We start from the raw sequence: 19,870 nt of genomic DNA, 5'->3' as shown, positions 1-19,870 counted from the left end.
CGCTGGGTCCCGGAGGCTGCCGGCCGGCGCGGCCCGCCCCCGACGGGACCAACCGTCCGCGCCCGGCGGGGTTCCGGTCCCGCCGGCGCGGTTCCGGTCACGCCGGCGCGGCCGGGGCGGAGCGACGGTTCAGCGGGTGGGACCGTCGCCGAGGATGCCCGGGGAGACGACGGCGAAGCTGGTTTCGTCGCCCTTCTGGCGCTCCTCCTCCGGCAGGCTGCCGCGGATGCGGAAGCAGACCGCCTCGGCGATGTTGGTCGCGTGGTCGCCGATGCGCTCCAGGTTCTTCGCCGCGAACAGCAGGTGCGTGCAGGCGGTGATCCGCTGCGGCGTCTCCATCATGTAGGTCAGCAGCTCGCGGAACAGCGCCGTATAGGCCCGGTCCAGATCCTCGTCGCGGTCGCGCACCCGCAGGGCCCCGTCGATGTCGTCGTCGAGATAGGCCTGCACCACGGCGTTCAGCATCTCCCCCGCCGTCTGGCCCAGCGGGCCGAGGGAGCGGGTGAGCCCGATCTCCGGCATCTGCTGCAACGCCAGCGACCGCTTGGCGACATTGGCGGCGAAGTCGCCGATGCGCTCCAGGTTCGATGCGGCCTTCAGCGCCGTGATCACCTCGCGCAGATCGCAGGCGACCGGCTGGCGGAGCGCGAGCAGGCGGATGGTCTGGGCCTCGACCTTGCGCTCCAGCTCGTCCAGCAGCCCGTCCTCGCGCACGACCTTGCCGGCGAGGTCCGAATCGCGGGTGACGATGGCCTGCATCGCCTCCCGGAGCTGCTGTTCCGCCTGCCCCCCCATCTCCGCGATATAGCTGTGGAGCTTGCGAAGCTCCTGGTCATAGGCGTTGACGATGTGCTGCGACTGCATTCTGGACCTCCCCTCGGGAACCCTGCCCGCGGACATGCCGCCACGGTTCCACATGAGCCAATAATCCGCTAAGAAAACGATTGTCCACCTCTGACTAGCGGCTGCGCCGCGATCAGGCCATGACGCCCCACGAGTTGATCGCCACGCTGGAGAAGCACGAACGCTGGTTGAAGCGGCTGACGGGCGGCGCGCGGGCGATGATGCCGCTGGTGGACCTCCAGGGGCATAACTTCAATGCCGCCAACCTGCAATCGGCCAAGCTGTCGGGCGCGAACCTTTCGGACTGCGACTTCACGCGGGCCAACCTCAGCCAGGCCGACCTTTTCGCGGCACGGATGACGCGGGCATTGCTGACCGGCTGCAATCTGGCCAAGGCGGACCTGCGCGGGGCGCATCTGCGCGGCGCCAAGCTGAAGGGCGCCATCCTGCGCGAGGCGGATTTGCGCGGCGGCGCCCTGCTGGACCGGCGCAGTCCCAGCCAGATGAGCGTGCAGCGCTCCGACCTGTCGGGGGCGGACCTGGACGACGCGCTGCTCTCCAACGCCAATCTGGCCGGGGCCGATCTGGGCGAGTGCAGCATGGTCGGCGCCGACTGCCAGGGCGCGCAGATGTCCGGCTGCAACTTCTCCAACGCCGTGCTGAAATCGACCAACTTCTCCAGCAGCGACCTGCGCGGCGCCAACCTTGCCGGGGCGAACCTTGCCGGCGCCTCCCTGCGCGGCGCCAACCTGATGGGCGCCAACCTGACCGGCGCCAGCCTGCGCAACGCCGACCTGCACGGCGCGAACCTGGACGGGGTCAGCCTCGCCAGCGTGGACATGACCGGGGCCAACATCACCCGCTCGAAGGACAACTTCTCGCAGAAGGTCCAGGCCACGCTGTCGGAGCATTTCGTCTGGATCAACTCCAACGGCGCGAAGGGTACGCGCGCCACCCTGGACGGGGAGGACCTGTCCCATATCGGGCTGGAGAAGGTGAACCTCAGCGGTGCCAGCCTGAAGCACTGCATCATGGTCGGCGCCAAGCTGCGCGAATCGCTGCTGATCATGACCGATCTGGTCTCGGCCAACCTCCAGAATGCCGATCTCTCCGGCGCCACGCTGGACGGGTCGAACCTGCGCGGGGTCGATCTGACGGGCGCCCGGCTGGACGGGGCGGAGATCGGGTCGGTCGATATAAAGGGACCGGACGGCCGCCCCACCGGGCGGCTGTGGCCGGCGAACCTCTCCGGCACGAAGCTCGTGAAGGCCAGCCTCGTGCGGGCGAACCTGCGCAACGCCAACCTGTCCGGGGCCGATCTGCGGGGGGCCGACCTCACGGGCGCCAACCTGATCGACGCCAACCTGCGCGGCGCCCAGTTGGACGGGGCGGTGCTGACCGGCGCCGCCATGCCCCGGCCGGAGGAGGACGAGGACGACTGACCCCCGATGCCCTGGCGGGCGGCGCCCCTCAGGCCATCAAGCCGTCAGCCGGCAGCGAGTCGTCGCAGCACCCAGTCCAGCCGCTCCGCCGGGGCCATCACCCGGTCCGGCACGACGACCAGCCGGGCGGGATCGACCCAGCGCCGGCACAGCCCCGCCACCAGTTCCTGGAAATGGAGCTGCATCCACGGATTGGGGTAGCGCACGCCGTCATCCTCCAGCGGGATGCAGCCCCAGGGCAGCAGCAGCACGGCGCTGTAGTCCGCCATCGCCGCCACCGCACGGGCAAGCAGCGCCTCGGTGCCGGCGGGATCGTCCACCCCGAACCCGTTGGACAGCCAATGGGCGGCGAAGTCCAGCGGCGTGCGGTCGGTGACGAAGCCGGCTTCGGCCCGCGCCATCCCCCGCACCAGCGCATCCGCCTGGGTGCGGATCAGGTCGCGGTGCCCCTCGCGCGTCAGGGTGTGGAGATCGAATCCGGCCTCCAGCATCGACCGCATCGCCTCCGCCATCACCGGCAGGTCCAGCCGGTCGCCCAGCGCCTCCGCCAGCGTCGTCTTGCCGACGCCGGCGCTGCCGGTGATGCCGATGCGGTGGGGGCGGGTGTGCGGGCGGATATCCATCCGGCGATGCTAGAGCCTTGCGGCCGGGCGGGGAAAGGGGCGCTTGCCGTCCCTGGGCTGCACCCTGCGGCGATGGAGCCGCCTTGTCGTGCCCGGGTGATTTCCCTAGAGTGCCGCACATGTGTCGGTCCCCCCAAAGGGGTGAAAAGGGAACGACGGTGCGGCCTGTGCCCGGGTGACCGGGTGGGGCCAACGCCGTGGCTGCCCCCGCAACTGTGATCGGCGAGTCCGCCGCCCCCGTCCGCACGGACGGGAACAGGCCACTGGGAAACTGGGAAGGCCGGGCGTCGGATGTTGACCCGAGAGCCAGGAGACCTGCCGGCATGAAGCGTCACGCAGCCATCGGGCGGGGTGCATCGATGGGACGGTCCTCCGTTTTGCGGTGACGTGCCCGATGGGTTGCCGTGGACGGGGGTGCGCGCATGCGTCCTCTGACGAGTCGTCTTTGCCGCCAGTACCGCGCCGGTCGTTTCCGGGCGGGGGCGGAGCCGTGCCGTGTCCAAGGGAACCCGAAGTCCCCAACCGCCCGGTCTGCGCCCTGCGCGGCCGTGGCGCCAGTCGGCACGCAAGCGATGCAGAAGCGCCCTTCCCTCTTCCCGCAGACCCGGTTTCCGCTGCCCTTCCTGGCGGCGGCCCTTGTCCTGCCGGCACTCCCCGCGACGGCTGCGGCCGATGATGCTTCCCGAGTGGAGGAGATCGTCGTCACCGCCACCCGGACGCCGACGCCGATCGACCGCATTCCCGCCTCCGTCAGCGTCATCGACCGCGAGGAGATCCGGCGCAACGCCTGGCAGACCCTGCCCGACGCCCTGCGCACCCTGCCCGGCGCCGCCCTGACCCGTAGCGGCGGCCCCGGCGGCAACTCCTCGCTGTTCCTGCGCGGCACCAACAGCGACCATGTCCTGGTGCTGCTGGACGGCCTGCCGGTGAACGATCCGGCCATGACCGCCGGCGCCTTCAACTTCGGCGACGACCTGCTTGAGGGGGTCAGCCGGATCGAGGTGGTGCGCGGCCCCGCCTCCACCCTTTACGGCTCGAACGCCATCGGCGGCGTGATCAACATGATCACCCGCGCCGGCGGCCCCTCCGCCGCCACCGCCGAGGTCGATGCTGCCGCCGGGACGGACAAGACCTGGCGCGGCAGCGCCGGCCTCTACGGCACGCTCGACAATCTGGACTACGGCGTCAGCGTCCAGGGCTTCACCACCGACGGCGACAACGCCACGCCGTCGCGGATGGCCGGCAATCTGGGCGAGGAGGACGGCTTCGACGCCCTGACCGCCACCGGCAAGGCCGTGGTCCGGCTGGAGAACGGCCGGCTGGAGGCGCTGCTGCGCTGGCGCCGGGCGGAGAGCGACCTCGACAACGTCCCGCAGGACGAGCCGAACTCCACCGGGGAGAGCGACCATCTGGCCTGGCAGCTCGCCGGCGAGCGGCTGTTCTTCGCCGGGGCGCTGAATTCGCGGCTGAGCGTGGGGCAGAGCCGCTACGATCGCACCTACCGCAACGACCCGGACAGCGTCTCCGCCGATTACAGCCGCGATACCTATGACAGCGTGCGGACCCAGGCCGACTGGCAGAACAACCTGACCCTGCCGGCGACGGCGGCGATGAAGGACGGGGTGCTGGGCTTCGGCGCATCGTTCGTGCGGGACGAGGCGGATTTCGACACCCGCTCCGTCTCCGCCTACGGGCCTTACACCAGCGCCGTGGACGCGGACGCCGACAGCCTCGCCCTCTATGTCCACGCCCAGGCCCGCCTGTTCGACGCGGTGGACGTGACGGCCGGCCTGCGCAACGAGCATCCGGACGATTTCGGCACCACGACGACCTGGCGCCTGGGTGCGGTCGTGCCGCTGCCCTCCCTCGCCACCCGCCTGAAGGCGGCGGCCGGCAGCGCCTTCAAGGCACCCACCCTGTACGACCGCTTTGGTACGAACAATTACGGCTACCGCGGCAATCCTGACCTGGACCCGGAGAAGAGCGTCGGCTGGGAGGCCGGGTTCGAGACAGACCTGCCGGGGGCGGGGCGCAGCAACCTTGTCACCGTGTCGGTAACCTGGTTCCAGAGCGACATCGACGACCTGATCACCTACCGCTACAACCCGGACTTCACGAGCACGGTCGTCAACGTCAACGAGGCGCACACCAAGGGGGTGGAGACGATCCTTACCCTGCGCCCCGCGGACTGGGCCGAGCTGACGGCGAGCTGGACCTGGACGGATGCCCGCAACGAGCAGACCGACGCCCGCCTGTTGCGCCGGCCTGAGCACGCGCTGGCCTTCACGGCGGCACTGGAGCCCGTCGCGGGCCTGACCGTGGCCCCGGAGGTCTCCTTCATCGGGCGGCGGCGGGACTACATCTATCCCGATGCGAGCGGCTACGGCGGAGAGGGCACGGCCGGCGGCTACGTGCTGGCGAACCTGTCGCTGACCTGGCAGGCGCGGGACGACCTCCAGCTCTACGCCCGCGGCACCAACCTGTTCGACCGGACGATCGAGGACCCCAACGGCTTCGCCCAGCCGGACCGGGGCATCCTCGTCGGCGTCAGAGCGACATACTGATGCGGCGGGCCCTCGCAGCCCTCGTGACCCTGCTGGCGGCGTGGCATGCCCACGCCGCCGACGGGCCGCAGCGGGTGGTGTCGCTCAACCTGTGCACCGACCAGCTCGCGGTGCTGCTGCTGCCGCCGGAGCGGATCGCGGCCCTGTCGCATCTGGCGCGCGACCCCGGCCTGTCGCATGTCGCGGCCGAGGCCAGGGCGCTGCCCGCCGTGCAGGGCGTAGCGGAGGAGATCCTGCCGCTGCGGCCGGACATCGTGCTGGCCGGAACCTACACGACCCGCGCCACCGTCGCCCTGCTGCGGGCGCGCGGCATCCCCGTGGTGGAACTGGGGCTTGCCTCCGGCTTCGACGACATCCGGGCCCAGACGCGGGAGGTCGCCCGGGCGCTGGGCGTGCCGGAGCGCGGCGAAGCCCTGCTGGCGGAGATGGATGCGAAGCTGGCCGCCGCCGCCCCCCATGACAGCGCCCGCCCCACCGCCCTGACGCTGGAGCCGGGCGGTTTCACCGCGGGCGGCGGCACCCTCTCCGACGCGGTGCTGGCCGCGGCGGGCTTCACCAACTACGCCGCCGGTCTGGGCCTGCGGGGCTATGGCTACCTGCCGGTGGAGAGCGTGGCCGCCGACCCGCCGGACCTGCTGGTCGCCGACCGAGGTCCCGAGGCGTACCCGTCGCTGGCCGACCAGTTGCTGCGCCACCCCGCCCTGGCCCGCAGCGTCCCGCCGCGGGCGCGGCCCGACATCCCCGGCCCGCTGATGAGCTGCGGCGCCCCCTTCATCGCCGACGCCGTGGTCCGGCTGGCCGAGGCGCGGCGGGATCTGCTGGGCGCGGGCACGCAGGTGGCGCAGACCCCCGCCGCGGCGGACCTGCCATGACGCGGGAGCTTTCCCCGGGGCTGCTGGTCCCGGTCCTGACCCTGCTGGTCGTGCTGCTGTTCGTGGCCTCCCTGGCCGTGGGACCCAGCGCCGTGTCGCTGTCCACGGCGGTGGGCGACTGGTGGGCCGGCGGCGACAGCACCGCCGCCGTGATCTTCGCGGAGATCCGCCTGCCGCGGGCGATCCTGGGCCTGCTGATCGGCGCCGTGCTGGGTCTTTCGGGTGCCGCCCTCCAGGGCCTGCTGCGCAACCCGCTGGCCGAACCGGGCCTGCTGGGCGTGTCGGCCAGCGCCGCCCTGGGCGCCGTCGTCACCTTCTACAGCGGCCTGTCGCTGGCCTTTCCCCTGGCGCTGCCGATCGGCGGCATGGCCGGCGCCCTGGTGGCGGTGGCCCTGCTCTATGCCCTGGCCGGACGCGACGCCGGCGTGCTGACCCTGATCCTGGCCGGCGTGGCCATCAGCAGCCTCGCGGGGGCGCTGACCTCGCTGGCCCTGTCGCTCTCCCCGAACCCCTTCGCGCTGGCGGAGATCGTCTTCTGGATGCTGGGCTCGCTGTCCGACCGCAGCCTGGACCATGTCTATCTGGCGGCGCCCTTCATGCTGGTCGGAGCCGTGCTGCTGCTGGGCACCGGCCGCGGCCTGGACGCCCTGACCCTGGGGGAGGAGACGGCGCGCTCCCTGGGATTCGCCATCGGCCGGCTGGGCGCGCTGGTGATCGTCGGCACGGCGCTGGCGGTCGGTGCCGCCGTGTCGGTGGCCGGGACCATCGGCTTCGTCGGCCTGATCGTGCCGCACCTGCTGCGCCCGCTGGTGGGACACCGGCCGAGCCGGCTGCTGCCGTTGTCCGCCCTGGGCGGCGCGGCGCTGACGCTGGCGGCCGACGTCGCCGTCCGCCTGGGCGGGGCCGGACCGTCCGAACTGAAGCTGGGGGTCGTCACCGCCCTGCTGGGCGCGCCGTTCTTCCTGGCCCTGGTGCTGCGCACGCGGCGGAGGGTGGCATGAGCGCCCCCCTGCTCGAAGGGCGCGGCCTGCGCCTGTCCTATTCCGGGCGGACGGTCCTGGCCGAAGCCGGTGTCGCCCTGGGGCGCGGCGAGCTGGTCGGACTGATCGGCCCCAACGGTGCCGGCAAGACCACCCTGCTGAAGTGTCTGGCCGGGCTGCTGCGGGCCGACGCCGGGACGGCGACCCTGGACGGCACGGCCCTGGACCGGGTGCCGCCGCGGCTGCTGGCCCGCCGGCTGGCCTATCTGGCGCAGTCCACCGCCGTCCACTGGCCGTTGACGGTGGAGCGGGTGGTGGCGCTGGGCCGGCTGCCGCACCTCGACCCCTGGCGCGCGCCCGGCGCGGCCGATGCGGCCGCCATCGAGCGGGCGCTCTCGCAGTGCGGCGTCGGCCATCTGCGCGACCGCGTCGTGACGACGCTGTCGGGCGGTGAGCGGGCGCGGGTGCTGCTGGCCCGTGCCCTGGCGGTGGAGCCGGACCTGCTGCTCGCGGATGAGCCGGTGGCGGGGTTGGACCCCTACCATCAGCTCCAGGTGATGGAGGTGCTGCGCCAGGGCAGCGCGCGGGGCATGGGGACGCTGGTCGTGCTGCACGACCTGACGCTGGCGGCCCGCTACTGCGACCGGGTGGTGCTGCTGTCGCGCGGCGGCGTCGCCGCGGACGGCCCGCCGGCGGAGGTGCTGCGCCCGGTGCTGCTCGAGGCGGTCTACGGTGTGCGGATGCTGGCCCTGGAAGCGGGCGGCGCGGTCGCCTACGTTCCCTGGGAGCGGCTGGGGCGGGACCCCGAATCCTGATCCCCCGGCCGGGTGCCTGCCCGTCCGCCCCGAGAAGGAGCGCCTTTGTCCCTGGCCGCCGCCGCGCCCGCGACCCTGAGCCCCGATCCCGCCGCCCGTAGGACGCGGATGCCCCGCCGCGCGCTGGCCCTGTCCGTCGCCGCACATCTGCTGGGGCTGGGGCTGCTGGCGGGACTGGCTGCCGACCCGCAGCGCCGCGCCCCGCTGGAGGAGACGGCCGTGGAGGTGCTGGTCCGTCCCGCGGGCGGGGAGGCGTCGCGCGCTACCCTGCGCCGGGCCGCCGCCGCGGCCCTGGCGACGGTGACGGGCCGGGTTCCCGCCAGCCCGGTGGACGATGCCGGCGCGACCGTCGGGCCGGAGTCGCTGCCGGAGCCGCCGCATCATCTGGCCTGGCCGGAGTTGCCGGTGCGGATCGCACCGCCCCGGCTGGCGGCACAGGCGACGCAGGCGCTGCGGGCCCCGGACGCGCCCCCGCCCCTGCCGGCGCCGGAGCCGGTGGACCTGGAGTCCTTCATCACGCGCGTGCCCGCCGGCCACGACCTGGGGCCATCGCCGGCCCGCGCGCGGCCAGACAATCCGGCGCCGGCCTATCCGGAGGCGGCCCGGCGCCAGGGACTCCAGGGAAAGGTGCTGCTGCGGGTCACGGTCGGACCGTCGGGCGAGCCGGTCCAGGTTTCGCTGGTGGAGAGCAGCGGCTGGGCCCTGCTGGACGATGCCGCCATCGACACGGTGAAAGGGTGGCGCTTCGATCCGGCCCGCCGGGACGGGCTGCCCGTCGCCGCCGTGGTGGAAGTGCCGCTGGCGTTCAATCTCGACCGCCCCTGATCCCCGCTGGCCCCGGACACGGACCGCACCGCCGCCCGGGGCGGTCCCCGTCAGGCATCCAGTTCGAGGTGGGCCCTGTCCAGATTGGCCGTCACCCGGTTCAGGATCTGAGTCGCGCGTTCGATGCTGCCATGGTCGAGACCGACGACGGCGGCGCGGGAGACATCCGCCAGACAGGGCAGCAGGACTGTCTTCAGCTCCCGCCCGCGGTCCGTCAGGTAGACATTGACCTTGCGCCGGTCGTGCGGATTGCGCACGCGGCGGACCAGACCGCTGCGTTCCATCCCGTTCAGGGCGGTCACGGTCGTCGGCTCCATCATGCCGACGCGCTGCGACAGTTCGCGCTGCGTGACGCCGTCCAGCTCCCACAGGGCACGCAGAAAGAACCACTGGCCCATGGTGACCCCGTGGGGCGCGATCCGCTGCTGGAGGGCACGGTAGAAGGCCCGGTACGCATCGCGCAGCACCGGTCCCAACTCCTGGGGTCCTCGCGTTGACAGGGCCATCCCCCTCCCCTGACGCTCGACCACGTAACCTGCATCGACCATCTGTTTCCCCGACACATACAATCTTACCTAGCGCGGCAGGCGCAGGTAGGAAAAATGCCCCCCGTTGCGCCGGTTGCGTGCTAACGGTATGTAAACGCACGCGGCCGGCGTCCCGCGAACATGATCCGACACAGTATTTATGTCAAAAATGGTTTTTTCCCCGCCGTTTGGCAATGGATTTCCTGCGATATCGAAATCAGCCCGCCCACTTGCGCAATAATATGTCCTCGGCATGGCGCCGTTTCGCTTGTCTGGCGGACGCGAACTCTCCGGGAGAGGTACTGCCAGAACCGCTGCCAGCCGCATTTTTGCAGGATCGGATACCCGGCGCGCGGACTGGTGGAAGGGCCGATGTCAGGGGCATCCCGCCCCGGTACGGCAATGCGCCGTGCCTTCCCATCTGCGGGTCGGCTATCATCGGTCGTGGAAGTCCGCCGTGGCAGGCGACAGCGATATCGCGTATCAGTTGCTGGATCAGGGAGGAGCGGAGAGATGCGGAACGTCACCCTTGCCGCCACGCAGTTCGCCTGCGGCCGGGACCGCGCGGCGAATGTCGCCAAGGCGGAGGAGATGGTGCGCCGGGCGCACGCGGCCGGCGCTCAGATCATCCTGTTGCAGGAACTGTTCGAGACACCCTACTTCTGCAAGGACCAGAAGGCGGAGCTGTTCGACCTTGCCGCCCCGGTCGATGGAAACCCGGTGCTGGAGCGGATGAGCCGGCTGGCCCGCGAGCTTGAGGTCGTGCTGCCGGTCAGCTTCTTCGAGCGGGCGAACACGGCGCATTACAACTCGCTGGCCATGATCGACGCCGACGGCGCGATCCTGGGCATCTACCGCAAGAGCCACATCCCCGACGGGCCCGGCTATCAGGAGAAGTACTATTTCAATCCCGGCGACACGGGGTTCCGCGTCTTCCAGACCCGCTACGCCCGCGTCGGCGCCGCCATCTGCTGGGACCAGTGGTTCCCGGAGACGGCGCGCGTGATGGCGCTCCAGGGGGCGGAGGTGTTCTGCTATCCGACCGCCATCGGCTCGGAACCGCAGGACGGCTCCCTGGACAGCCGTGACCACTGGCAGCGGGTGATGCAGGGCCATGCCGGCGCCAGCCTGATCCCCCTGATCGCCAGCAACCGCATCGGCCGCGAGGACGGGGAGAGCTGCGGCATCACCTTCTATGGTTCCTCCTTCATCGCCGGACCGAAGGGGGAGAAGCTGGCCGAGGCCGGCCGGGAGGAGGAGGCGGTGCTGACCGCGACCGTCGATCTGGACGAGGTGGCCCGCACCCGCACCGCCTGGGGCGTCTTCCGCGACCGCCGGCCGGAGTTGTACGGCCCGCTGCTGACCCTGGACGGCCGCACCACCCGGGGCTGACGACCGGGCCGGCAACGGCACCGCGACGACCGTCCCGGGTCGCCCGCGAACGGGCATGACGGCGCCCTCTGCTTGTGTATGATGGGGAGGCAACCCGTTCCGGCTGCCTCCCGCCATGCGGCTACTCCTCCTGGTCATCCTGCTGCTTCTGCCGGTCGCCTCCGTCGCCCAGGAGGCGCCGCCGTCGCGGCTGGAGGCGCTCTATTCGGAGCGGGCGGGGGAGCCGCTGCGCCGCTTCGGTGCGACGCTGTTCGACGGGCGCGGCGCACCGACCGGGCCGGTCCTGGGGGCCGTCGCGGACGACCATCCCCTGAAGGTGGGGGACGAGGTGACCATCGTCCTGCGGGGCCAGACCTCCGGCAGCCGCACATATGCGGTCGGTACCGACGGAATGCTGGCGCCGGACGACCTGCGCCCGATCGCCGCAGCCGGCCGCCCGCTGGGCGACGTGCGCCGCCAGATCGTGGCGGAGGTCGCCGCGGTGCTGCCGCAGACGGAGGCGTTCGTCACCCTGTCCCGCCCCCGCCGCCTGACGGCCCTGGTGCTGGGTGAGGTCGCCCGCCCCGGGCGGCACGACCTGCCGGCCTTCGCCAGCGTTCTCGACGCGCTCTACGCCGCCGGCGGGGTCGCCGGAACCGGCAGCCTGCGGACCATCCGCGTGCTGGAACCGGGCGGGCCGCCGGGCGGCGTGACCGTCGATCTCTATGACCTGCTGCGCGAGGGGACAGGGGCGGCCGACCGCCGCCTGCCCGACGGCAGCCGCATCGTCGTCCCGCCGCTGGGCGCCACGGTGGCCGTGGCCGGGGCGGTGAAGCGACCGGGCATCTACGAACTGCCGCCGGGGGAGCCGCGGCTGTCCCTGGAGGCGCTGCTGGATCTGGCCGGCGGCCCCCTGCGCCCCGGCCCTGAGCGGGCGCTGCGCCTGTCCTTCGGCCGCGACGGGGCGGAGCGCTCCACGGCGGTGGCGGACCCCGGCGCTGCCCTGTTCGGGGACGGCGACGTGCTTCTCTACGCGCCCGCCCGCTCCGACCGGCTGGGCACGGTGATGCTCGGCGGCCATGTCCGCCAGCCCGGTCCCCGCAGCCTGGGGGAGGCTCCCACGCTGGAGCGCCTTTTGCCGCCGGAGGAGCTGGGGCCGGCCCCCTACCTGCCCTTCGCCGTGCTGGTGCGGCGGGGCGACCGCATCGGCGCCCGGACCCTGCTGCCGCTGGACCTGACCCGGCTGGCGGACGGAAATCGCGGTCCGCCCCTGGCGGACGGGAAACGAGCTCCGCCCCTGGCGGACGGGGACCGCCTGCTGGTGCTGGGAGAGGCGGACGTGGCCTTCCTCTCCAGCCGGCGGGTGCTGGCGCTGCTGGCGGGCGACGGCCCTGTCGCGGAAGACAGGGACTGTCCCGCCCTCGCCGCCCTGGCCGCCCGGCTGGCGGCCGATCCGGCAGGCCCCCTGGCGGCCGGGGCGCCGGCCCGGACGGCGGCGGCCCTGTCCGGACCCGACCTGCCCTGCCCCGCCCTGTTCGCGGCGGAACCGGACCTGCTGCCTTTCGCGCTGGAGCATGCGGCCCTGGTCCGCCGGGGCGTGCTGCGGCCGGGGCTCTATCCCGCCACCCCCGGCGGAGCAGCGGCGGCGCTGGTGCGGGCGGCGGGCGGGGCCGCGGGGATCGCAGCGATGCCGCCATCCGCCCTGCCGGCCGACCGCATCCTCGATGTCGCGCCGCCGGGGGTGGAGCTGGCGGGTGCCGTCCAGCGGCCCGGGGTGCGTCCGCTGGCCGCTGCCCGGACCCTGCGCGCGCTGCTGGGCGACGGCGATGTCCTCGCCCCCGACGCCTACGGACTGCTGGCCGTGGTGGAGCGGTTCGACTCGGCCGGGGTGGCGCGCAGCCTGATCCCCTTCGCGCCGGTGGAGGTGCTGGCCGGCGCCCTGGACCGCGGACTGCGGGACGGCGACCGGGTCGTGATCCTCGCCAGCGGCTGGGTCCGCTCCCTGGCCCGGGGACCGGGAAACGAGATGACGCTCACCGGCCCCGACGCCGATCTGGCGCGGCTGGCGCTCGACCGGACCGTGCAGGTGCGCGGCGCGGTGGCCGTGCCGGGCGCCTATCCGGTGGCGCAGCCGGTCGCCCTGCGCGACCTCGTGGCTGCTGCCGGCGGGTTGGCGCTGGAGGCCGATGCCGCCGCCGTGGAGATCGTGCCCGCCCTGGGGAAGCCCCCCGGAGACGGTGCGGGCGGCGATGCCCGGCCGCGCCGGATCGACCTGTCCGGGTCCGCCGGACTGGCGGTGCGGGCGGGCCCCGGGGACGGCATCCGCGTTCCCGCCCGCTTCCACCCGCGCGAGCCCCGCTGGGTGGAGATCGCGGGCGAGGTACGGCAGCCCGGCCGCTACGATCTGACGCCGGGCGAGCGGCTGTCGTCCCTGATCGCGCGGGCCGGCGGGCTGACACCGGACGCCTATCCGGACGGTGCCGTCTTCACCCGTGAGAGCGCCCGCCGCGCCGAGGAGGAGGGCTTCCGCCGCGTCGCGGCCGAGATGGACCGGGGACTGGCGCTGGCCCTGCTGCGCGAATCGCCGCCCTCGCCGGCCCAGGTGGAGCTGACCCGGCAGCTCGCCGACTCGCTGCGCGGCGTGCGCGCCGTCGGCCGCATCACGGTGGAGGCGGACCCGGCGGCGCTGGTGTCCGATCCGGCGGCCGACATCCTGCTGGAACCGGGCGACCGCATCCTCTTCCCCAAGCGGCCCCTGACCGTGACCGTCTCGGGCGAGGTGCTGTCGCCCGCTTCGCTGCGCTTCGTGCCGGGCAAGGAGGCGGCGGACTATCTGCGTGAGGCGGGCGGGCTGACCCGCTTCGCCGACCGCGGCCTGATCTTCGTGCTGTATCCGGACGGCAGCTCGCAGCCGCTGGCGGCACCCCGCGGCCGCCATGCGCTGCTGACCATTCCGCCCGGCTCGACCCTGGTGGTGCCGCGCGATCCGGAGCCGTTCGAGTTCCTGCCGGTGGCGCAGAGCGTGACCACCATCCTCAGCCAGCTCGCCCTGACGGCGGCGGCGGTCACGGCCATCCTCGACGATGATTGAGACGGACCGGCGTGCCCTTCTTCTCCATCATCACCGTCGTCAAGGACGATGCGGCCGGCCTGATCCGGACGCGGGAGTCCCTGCGGGGCCAGGGCTGGCGTGACGTCGAATGGCTCTGCGCCGACGGCGGCTCGACCGACGGAACAGCGGCGCTGCTGGCCGGCTGGGCGGGCGAGCTGGCCTGGTGGCGCAGCGGGCCGGACGGCGGCCCCTTCGCCGCGATGAACGAGGCCGCCGCCCGGGCGCGGGGGCGCTACCTGCTGTTCCTGAACGGCGGCGACCGGCTGGCCGGACCGGACGTCCTGGCCGCCGTGGCCGCGCAGGCGGTCCGCCATGGCTTCCCCGGCCTGCTCTACGGCGACACGCTGGAGGACCCGGGCGACGGCCGCCCCCGGCTGCGGCCGGCCCGCGACGTCCGCCACGCCTGGTACGGGATGCCGGCGCACCACTGCGCCCTCTTCTACCGCCGCGACATCGTCGCCGGTCTTGCCTACCCGGCCGGATACCGCATCGCCGCGGACTACGCCTATACGCTGGCGGCCCTGGCCCGCGTGCCGGACCCGCTGCGCCTACGGATGACAGTGGCGGAGTTCGCCCCGGGCGGGTTGTCGCGGCGCCATCCCGCGCTCGGCCGGCGGGAGCAGGACCACATCCGGCGCGACCTGCTGGGGATGGGCCCCGTGAGTCGCGGCGCGATCATGGCAATGCAACACCTAAGCTCCGGCCTCAGGCGACTCGCGCCAGCAACATACGCTTGCATCCGATTTAGGAGCACCCGTCAGGGATGATGTGACTACGAACCACACCTTGCTGAAAGATTCTTCTATGCATCCGGCGATCTTCTTGGCGCCTTCCGGTCGCTCCGGCACCGGCTGCCGGTGAGGAGTTGCCGCGCTTGGCACAATTCCTTTTGCCAGCTAAGCATTCTGCACTATACGTCGTGGGCGCCGTTCCTGGTTTGGAGATCGAAATGAGCGCTAAGAAGAGCTCGAAGAAGGCCACGCTGGCGAAGGCCTATTCCCTGTCCAAGCGAGGGGAAGGCCCGAATCCCATCGATATTCACGTCGGGCAACGGCTGCGCCTGCGCCGCACGCTGCTGGGCCTGAGCCAGGAAACCCTTGGCGAGGCGGTCGGGATCACGTTCCAGCAGCTTCAGAAGTACGAACGCGGCGCCAACCGCATCAGTGCGAGTCGTCTGTTCAATCTGTCGCAGGTCTTGGGCGTACCGGTGACCTTCTTTTTCGAAGATCTGCCGGCCAGTGGTCCCGAAGCACCGCTTGACGGTGGCAGCGAGACACAGGAATTCGAGTCCATGGCCCGGCGGGAGACGCTGGAACTGGTCCGTGCCTATTACCGCATCCCCGACGAAGGGGTGCGCCGCCGCGCCTTCGATCTGGTGAAGGCCTTGGCCGGCGAGCCGGAGATGTCCGGCCAGGACTGACGGGTCAGCGCAGCCGGCCGGGATCGGCGTCCCGGCCCGTGCTGCGCTCGGCCGCGATCCAGTCGCGCTTGTAGGCGATCAGCCAGTAGTAGAAGGCCCGCCCCAGGGCATGGTGCAGGCCGGCGCGACCGTCCAGGAAGCCCAGCCTGACCCCGTACTCATAGAGGAAGACGGCCAGCGGCCGTCCCGGCAGCGCCGCGAACAGGCGCTTCAGCCGTTGCCTTGCCCTGCCCTCCGTCCCCAGGATCGCCGCCCGGCCGGTGCCGGCGTCCAGCCACGCCTCCCAGTCGGAATAGCGGTTGTGCCGCTCGACCCAGGCGAAGGGCGGCTTGGCGTCCGCGTGCAGGAGCGGCGCCCGCAGCCGTCCGACCGCCCCCTCGACCTGCGGCTGGTAGTGCCCCTCCACCTCCCACATCGCCGCGACGGCCAGATCGTCGCAGGGCGGGAAGCGGACACGGCGACGGTGCATCAGGGCGATCTTGCGGTAGCGCGCACCGAAGCGCAGCACCCGCCCCAGCACCACCGGCCGACTGTCCAGGAAATAGGCCGCCGCCGCCGGCGGGGCCGCGAACAGCCGCCGCAGTTCGTCCCGCAGCGCCGGGGTCAGACGCTCGTCCGCATCGACGAACAGCACCCAGTCATGCGCGAGGTCGGGCAGGTCCAGGCACCATTGCTTCTTCTTCGGATAGGCGCCGTTCCAGACGAAGGGCACGACCCGCGCGCCCGCCGCCCGGGCGATATCTGCCGAGCCGTCATCGCTGCCGCTGTCGGCGACGACGATCTCGGCCATCCCCTCCAGGCTGGCGAGGCAGCCGGGCAGGTTGGCCCGCTCGTTGCGGACCATGACGATGACCGTCAGCGGCAGCGGGAACCCGGTCACGGCCCCGCCTGCCGCCAGGCGCCGCGGGCATAGACGATCACCATGCCGATGGCGCCGCCGGCAAGCGCCCCCACCGCCAGCAGCACGAGCGGGTCCGGCCAGTCCGGCAGGCCGGGCGCCGATGGCGGTTCGATCACGTCGGCGGCGAAGGGCAGTGCCACGGCGATCATCTGCCGGATACGCTCCTGCTCCGCCAGCAGGCCGCCGAAGGCCCGGCGGTTCTCGGCGGAGGTCTCCTCCCGCACACGGCGGCGCAGATAGTCGATCTCGGCCCCCGTCCGCCGCTCGGCCTCCTCCCGGATCAGCCCCTCGGCCGCGGCATGGATGGCGGCCAGCAGGGTGCGGCCGAACTCCCGGTCCGGGTGGCGGAAGCGCAGCCGCCGCATCGGGCCGTCGCCCACAGGGGTCACGATCAGCTCCTCCTCCAGCAGAAGCGCAAGCTGATGGGCGTCGGGCGGTAGCCAGGAGTCGCGACCGGCCAGCCGGAGCAACAGCCGCTTGGCGCGGGAGAACGGATCGCCCGGCGGGCGCCAGCCACCGTCGGGCGCCACCGACGTCTCGAACAGGGTGCGCAGGATGCCGGGCTGCCGGGCAAGCCGCTCCGCCACCGGGACGGAGCACAGCAGTTCGGCATAGCGGGCGTAGTCGGACAGCGCCTCGTCGCCGATGCCGTGCTCCACGATGGTGCGCGACGCCCCGCCCGGCCCCACGGGGACGCGCGGTCCCATGGCCGCCGGACCGCTGCGCGCCGTGGGGCCGATCACCATCTCCACCGTGAAGCGCGGCGTCACCAGCCAGAGCGTCACCAGGGAAATCAGCAGCCCGAGCAACCCGCCGCCCGCGATGAGACGCCAGCCGCGCAGCGTCTCCAGCACCAGCCCGCGCAGGGTCAGCGCGGGTTCCGGCGGCGGCGTCATCGGGCGCAGCGCGGCCGCCACCCCCTCCAGGTCCCCGTCCCTCATGGCGGGGCGGGTCCGGCGGGAACGGCAGCCCCCGCCGGAACAGTCGGACCGGGCCGCAGGGAGCCGGCAAGGGCGAGGAAGCGGGCCGCGGCCCGGTCGGCGTCCCAGCGCTCCGCCGGGTCCTCGGCCCGATGGCGGGCGGCGGCACGCGCCTGTGCCATCCGGCCGGGCGCGCGGGCGAAGCTGCGGATCGCCGCCGCCAGAGCCCCCGGCTCCCCCGCCGGAGCCACGGCGCCGGCGTCCCCGATCATCCGGGCCGCGTCGCTGCCGGGCGGGCCGTGCAGCACGACCGGGCAGCCCGCGGCCAGCCCGGCCGCCACCTTGCACGGCAGCATCAGCCCTTCCGCCCGTGGATCGAGCAGGGCGAGATGGAGATCCGCCGCGGCGTAGAGCCGGGCCAGCGCGGCTTCGTCCTGATAGGGCAAGAGGCGCAGCGTCCCCCCGGCCGCGATCCCCGCCAGCGCGGCCCGGCGGCGGCCGTCGCCGGCAACCAGGATGCGCACGTCGGGATCGGTGACGGCCAGTTCCGCCGCCGCCTCGGCCAGCGCCGCCACGGGATGGGCGCGGCCCAGATTGCCGGCATAGAGCGCCAGGAAGCGGGCGCCACCGGCCAGGACCTCACGGATGGCCGGATCGGGCTCCTGCGGGCGCAGGCCGGGCTGGCCCCAGTTGGGCAGCACCTCCAGCCGGGCAGCGGGCAGGCCGCGCGCGGCGAGCCTCCGGCGCATGCAGGCGCCGATGGCGACGATCCGGTCGTGCCGGCCGAGCGCCGCGGTGGAGAGGGCGGCAATCCCCGTCAGCACCGGCCGCGGCAGCCCGACGCCGAGCACGGGGAACAGTTCGGGGTAGAGGTCCTGGCACCAGTGGATCAGGCGGCTGCCATGGCGCAGGCGCAGCAGCGGCCCCAGGCAGGCCAGCATCGGCGGGTCCGTCATGGTCACGGCCACATCGTGCGCCGGCTGCGCCAGGGCCGTCGCCGTCAGCCGGGCGAGTGCGCCCAGATAGCCGGCGGCACCCGGAGCCTCCTCGCCCCCGCCGCCGCTGCGGACGACCCGCACGCCCGCCGGCCCCCCGTCTGCCAGCCCCCCGTCCGCCGATGCCGCGCCGTCGGCCACCACCGTGACCCGCCAGCCGGCCAGGGCGAAGCGGCCGGCAAGGTCGCACAGCAGCCGGCCCGTGGCGCCGCGGTCGGGCGGAAAGACCCGGTTCACGAACAGGATGGATGCCTGCCGCCGCATGCCCGTGGCGCCCCGCCCGCCGGTTCCCCCTACACTTGCAGGAGGGAAGAGTGGGAGAAGGCGGGTGTCCTGTAAAGTTTGATTTCAATTTTTTGGGGTTTCGTCCTTCGCGGCTGCAAGCAGGAGGACGGTGCAAAGCAGGCCGAAACACAGATATTTGTAACTGGTGTGCAGGAAGAGGGCGACCGCGAGGGACGGCAGCGCCGCCAGCGCGATGTCGGCCCGCCGCCGCAGCGCGGGCCAGGATTCCGCCAGCAGCGCCGCGAGATAGCCGGTGGCCGCGACGAAACCCAGAAGCCCCGTCTTCACCAGGAAATAGCTCGCCGCATTGTGGGTGAAGGAGACCCGCCAGTTGCCCACCGCCGGGCTGGCGACCAGGGCACCCCAGCCGTCACCCAGGAGGAAGGCCGGCAGGGAACGGCCGATCTGGCGCAGCACGGCACCCGCTTCGGCCGCGCGGTTGTTCCAGCCCACCTCGCCCGTCTTCTCCGCCACCAGCGACAGCGCCCCCAGCGCGGCCCAGCCGAAGGCGGCCAGCAGCCCCGCGCCGGCCACCGGCACCAGCCGCCAGTCGCCGGGGGCGGTACGCAGGCGCAGGGCGACGCCCAGACCGATCGTCCCCAGCACCAGCCCCAGCGCCGCCCGGTGGACCGCCCCGGCCAGGGCTCCGGTACAGAGCAGTCCGGCGGCCCCGAGCACCAGCCCCAGCGCCACCGCTCCTGCGCCGCGGGCCGGGAACAGCCGGCGCAACCCCTGGAGCGTGAGCCAGACGGCGGCGAAGGGCACGGCGGCGCTGTTCAGCAGGTAGAGATCGCCTTCCGCGAGGGTGCGGTCGCCCACGGCGGCGAAGCCGAAGGCCACATGCGCCCACCAGCGGAAGGCGAAAGCGAGACCCGCCGCGGCCAGCGCCGCCGCCAGAAGGTCCGCCACGGCGCCGCTCCCGGCAGCACGACGGGCGGACAGGCCGCGGCGCAGCAGGAGCGGCAGGAACAGGAACCCCAACGGCACGACGTCGCGCACGATGTCGGTCGGCTGCCAGCCCATCAGACTGCCGCGCACCAGCGGCAGCCAGAGCAGCAGAGGCAGACACAGGCAGGCGACGATCTCGGCCGGAGTCGCGCCGGGACAGCGCAGCAGGTAGCCGGTCCCCAGCCAGAGCGGGGCGCGCAGCCCGACGGCGACCAGAAGACCCAGCCCCACCGCCAGCTCCGCCGGCCCGACGGAAGCGGGGGCGGGGGCGCCGGCCACCCCGTAGACGACGATGGCGCCGACCAGCGCCGCCAGCCGCAGCGCCGCCCCGTCCCCGCCCTGCCGTTCAGCCAGGGTCGCCATCGCCTCCGGCCCGTCTCCGATCCCCCGTGCCGCCGGCCAGTCTGGCAGGGGCCGGCGGCACGGA

At 73.0% G+C, this 19,870-nt stretch carries 17 protein-coding genes and 1 riboswitch; of the genes, 10 read left to right on the top strand and 7 right to left on the bottom strand.

Annotated features, from left to right (window positions below):
* Positions 1-129 precede the first annotated feature (129 nt).
* On the bottom strand, positions 130-864 hold the full coding sequence (gene phoU, locus ACFQPS_RS13465) for a phosphate signaling complex protein PhoU (protein ID WP_377359751.1): 735 nt from the start codon (positions 862-864) through the stop codon (positions 130-132).
* A gap of 119 nt (positions 865-983) precedes the next feature.
* Between phoU and ACFQPS_RS13460 the strand changes: the two genes are divergently transcribed.
* Positions 984-2,285 (top strand): pentapeptide repeat-containing protein, encoded by a 1,302-nt coding sequence (locus tag ACFQPS_RS13460; RefSeq protein ID WP_377359750.1) that lies wholly within the window; start codon positions 984-986, stop codon positions 2,283-2,285.
* Positions 2,286-2,329: 44 nt separating this feature from the next.
* On the opposite strand, the gene ACFQPS_RS13455 is transcribed toward ACFQPS_RS13460, so the two are convergent.
* Complete coding sequence (locus tag ACFQPS_RS13455) at positions 2,330-2,908, bottom strand: AAA family ATPase (RefSeq protein ID WP_377359749.1); 579 nt, start codon at positions 2,906-2,908, stop codon at positions 2,330-2,332.
* A 108-nt stretch (positions 2,909-3,016) separates the two neighbouring features.
* A riboswitch (cobalamin riboswitch) is annotated at positions 3,017-3,245 on the top strand.
* A gap of 235 nt (positions 3,246-3,480) precedes the next feature.
* Between ACFQPS_RS13455 and ACFQPS_RS13450 the strand changes: the two genes are divergently transcribed.
* From ACFQPS_RS13450 to ACFQPS_RS13430, 5 genes are all read left to right on the top strand, one after another.
* Positions 3,481-5,472: a TonB-dependent receptor plug domain-containing protein gene (locus tag ACFQPS_RS13450; protein ID WP_377359748.1), complete on the top strand. Its 1,992-nt coding sequence runs from the start codon at positions 3,481-3,483 to the stop codon at positions 5,470-5,472.
* A complete protein-coding gene (locus tag ACFQPS_RS13445) occupies positions 5,472-6,344 on the top strand; it encodes an ABC transporter substrate-binding protein (protein ID WP_377359747.1) in 873 nt (290 codons plus the stop codon). Before ACFQPS_RS13450 ends, ACFQPS_RS13445 begins: the two co-directional genes overlap by 1 nt.
* A complete protein-coding gene (locus tag ACFQPS_RS13440; protein ID WP_377359746.1) occupies positions 6,341-7,345 on the top strand; it encodes a FecCD family ABC transporter permease in 1,005 nt (334 codons plus the stop codon). The genes ACFQPS_RS13445 and ACFQPS_RS13440 overlap by 4 nt, the downstream gene beginning before the upstream one ends.
* On the top strand, positions 7,342-8,139 hold the full coding sequence (locus ACFQPS_RS13435; protein WP_377359745.1) for an ABC transporter ATP-binding protein: 798 nt from the start codon (positions 7,342-7,344) through the stop codon (positions 8,137-8,139). The genes ACFQPS_RS13440 and ACFQPS_RS13435 overlap by 4 nt, the downstream gene beginning before the upstream one ends.
* A 108-nt stretch (positions 8,140-8,247) precedes the next feature.
* Complete coding sequence (locus ACFQPS_RS13430) at positions 8,248-8,964, top strand: energy transducer TonB (RefSeq protein ID WP_377359744.1); 717 nt, start codon at positions 8,248-8,250, stop codon at positions 8,962-8,964.
* A gap of 50 nt (positions 8,965-9,014) precedes the next feature.
* Here ACFQPS_RS13430 and ACFQPS_RS13425 read toward each other — a convergent pair whose 3' ends face one another.
* Positions 9,015-9,431: a MarR family winged helix-turn-helix transcriptional regulator gene (locus tag ACFQPS_RS13425; RefSeq protein WP_377359743.1), complete on the bottom strand. Its 417-nt coding sequence runs from the start codon at positions 9,429-9,431 to the stop codon at positions 9,015-9,017.
* A 573-nt stretch (positions 9,432-10,004) separates the two neighbouring features.
* On the opposite strand from ACFQPS_RS13425, the gene aguB reads away from it, so the two are divergent.
* From aguB to ACFQPS_RS13405, 4 genes are all read left to right on the top strand, one after another.
* Positions 10,005-10,883 (top strand): N-carbamoylputrescine amidase, encoded by an 879-nt coding sequence (gene aguB / locus ACFQPS_RS13420; RefSeq protein ID WP_377359742.1) that lies wholly within the window; start codon positions 10,005-10,007, stop codon positions 10,881-10,883.
* A 115-nt stretch (positions 10,884-10,998) separates the two neighbouring features.
* Entirely contained in the window at positions 10,999-13,953 is a 2,955-nt protein-coding gene (locus ACFQPS_RS13415) for an SLBB domain-containing protein (protein ID WP_377359741.1), read from the top strand.
* Positions 13,954-13,964: 11 nt separating this feature from the next.
* Positions 13,965-14,741: a glycosyltransferase gene (locus tag ACFQPS_RS13410; protein ID WP_377359740.1), complete on the top strand. Its 777-nt coding sequence runs from the start codon at positions 13,965-13,967 to the stop codon at positions 14,739-14,741.
* A gap of 182 nt (positions 14,742-14,923) precedes the next feature.
* On the top strand, positions 14,924-15,394 hold the full coding sequence (locus tag ACFQPS_RS13405; RefSeq protein ID WP_012565883.1) for a helix-turn-helix domain-containing protein: 471 nt from the start codon (positions 14,924-14,926) through the stop codon (positions 15,392-15,394).
* A gap of 4 nt (positions 15,395-15,398) precedes the next feature.
* On the opposite strand, the gene ACFQPS_RS13400 is transcribed toward ACFQPS_RS13405, so the two are convergent.
* The 4 genes from ACFQPS_RS13400 to ACFQPS_RS13385 all read right to left on the bottom strand — a co-directional run bounded on the left by ACFQPS_RS13400 (position 15,399) and on the right by ACFQPS_RS13385 (position 19,806).
* Positions 15,399-16,274, bottom strand: a complete 876-nt coding sequence (locus ACFQPS_RS13400) for a glycosyltransferase family 2 protein (RefSeq protein WP_377359739.1) — start codon at positions 16,272-16,274, stop codon at positions 15,399-15,401.
* Complete coding sequence (locus tag ACFQPS_RS13395) at positions 16,271-17,236, bottom strand: hypothetical protein (protein WP_377359738.1); 966 nt, start codon at positions 17,234-17,236, stop codon at positions 16,271-16,273. Before ACFQPS_RS13395 ends, ACFQPS_RS13400 begins: the two co-directional genes overlap by 4 nt.
* Positions 17,233-18,474 carry a glycosyltransferase gene (locus tag ACFQPS_RS13390; RefSeq protein ID WP_377359737.1) on the bottom strand — a complete coding sequence of 414 codons (1,242 nt, stop codon included), beginning with the start codon at positions 18,472-18,474 and terminating at the stop codon, positions 17,233-17,235. Before ACFQPS_RS13390 ends, ACFQPS_RS13395 begins: the two co-directional genes overlap by 4 nt.
* Positions 18,475-18,558: 84 nt before the next feature.
* On the bottom strand, positions 18,559-19,806 hold the full coding sequence (locus ACFQPS_RS13385; protein ID WP_377359736.1) for a hypothetical protein: 1,248 nt from the start codon (positions 19,804-19,806) through the stop codon (positions 18,559-18,561).
* Positions 19,807-19,870 lie beyond the last annotated feature (64 nt).

Source organism: Rhodocista pekingensis, assembly GCF_042665545.1.
Classification (GTDB): Bacteria; Pseudomonadota; Alphaproteobacteria; order Azospirillales; family Azospirillaceae; genus Rhodocista; species Rhodocista pekingensis.
The sequence above is the reverse complement of the archived record's forward strand: the minus strand, read 5'-3'. Positions and strand labels throughout refer to the sequence as shown.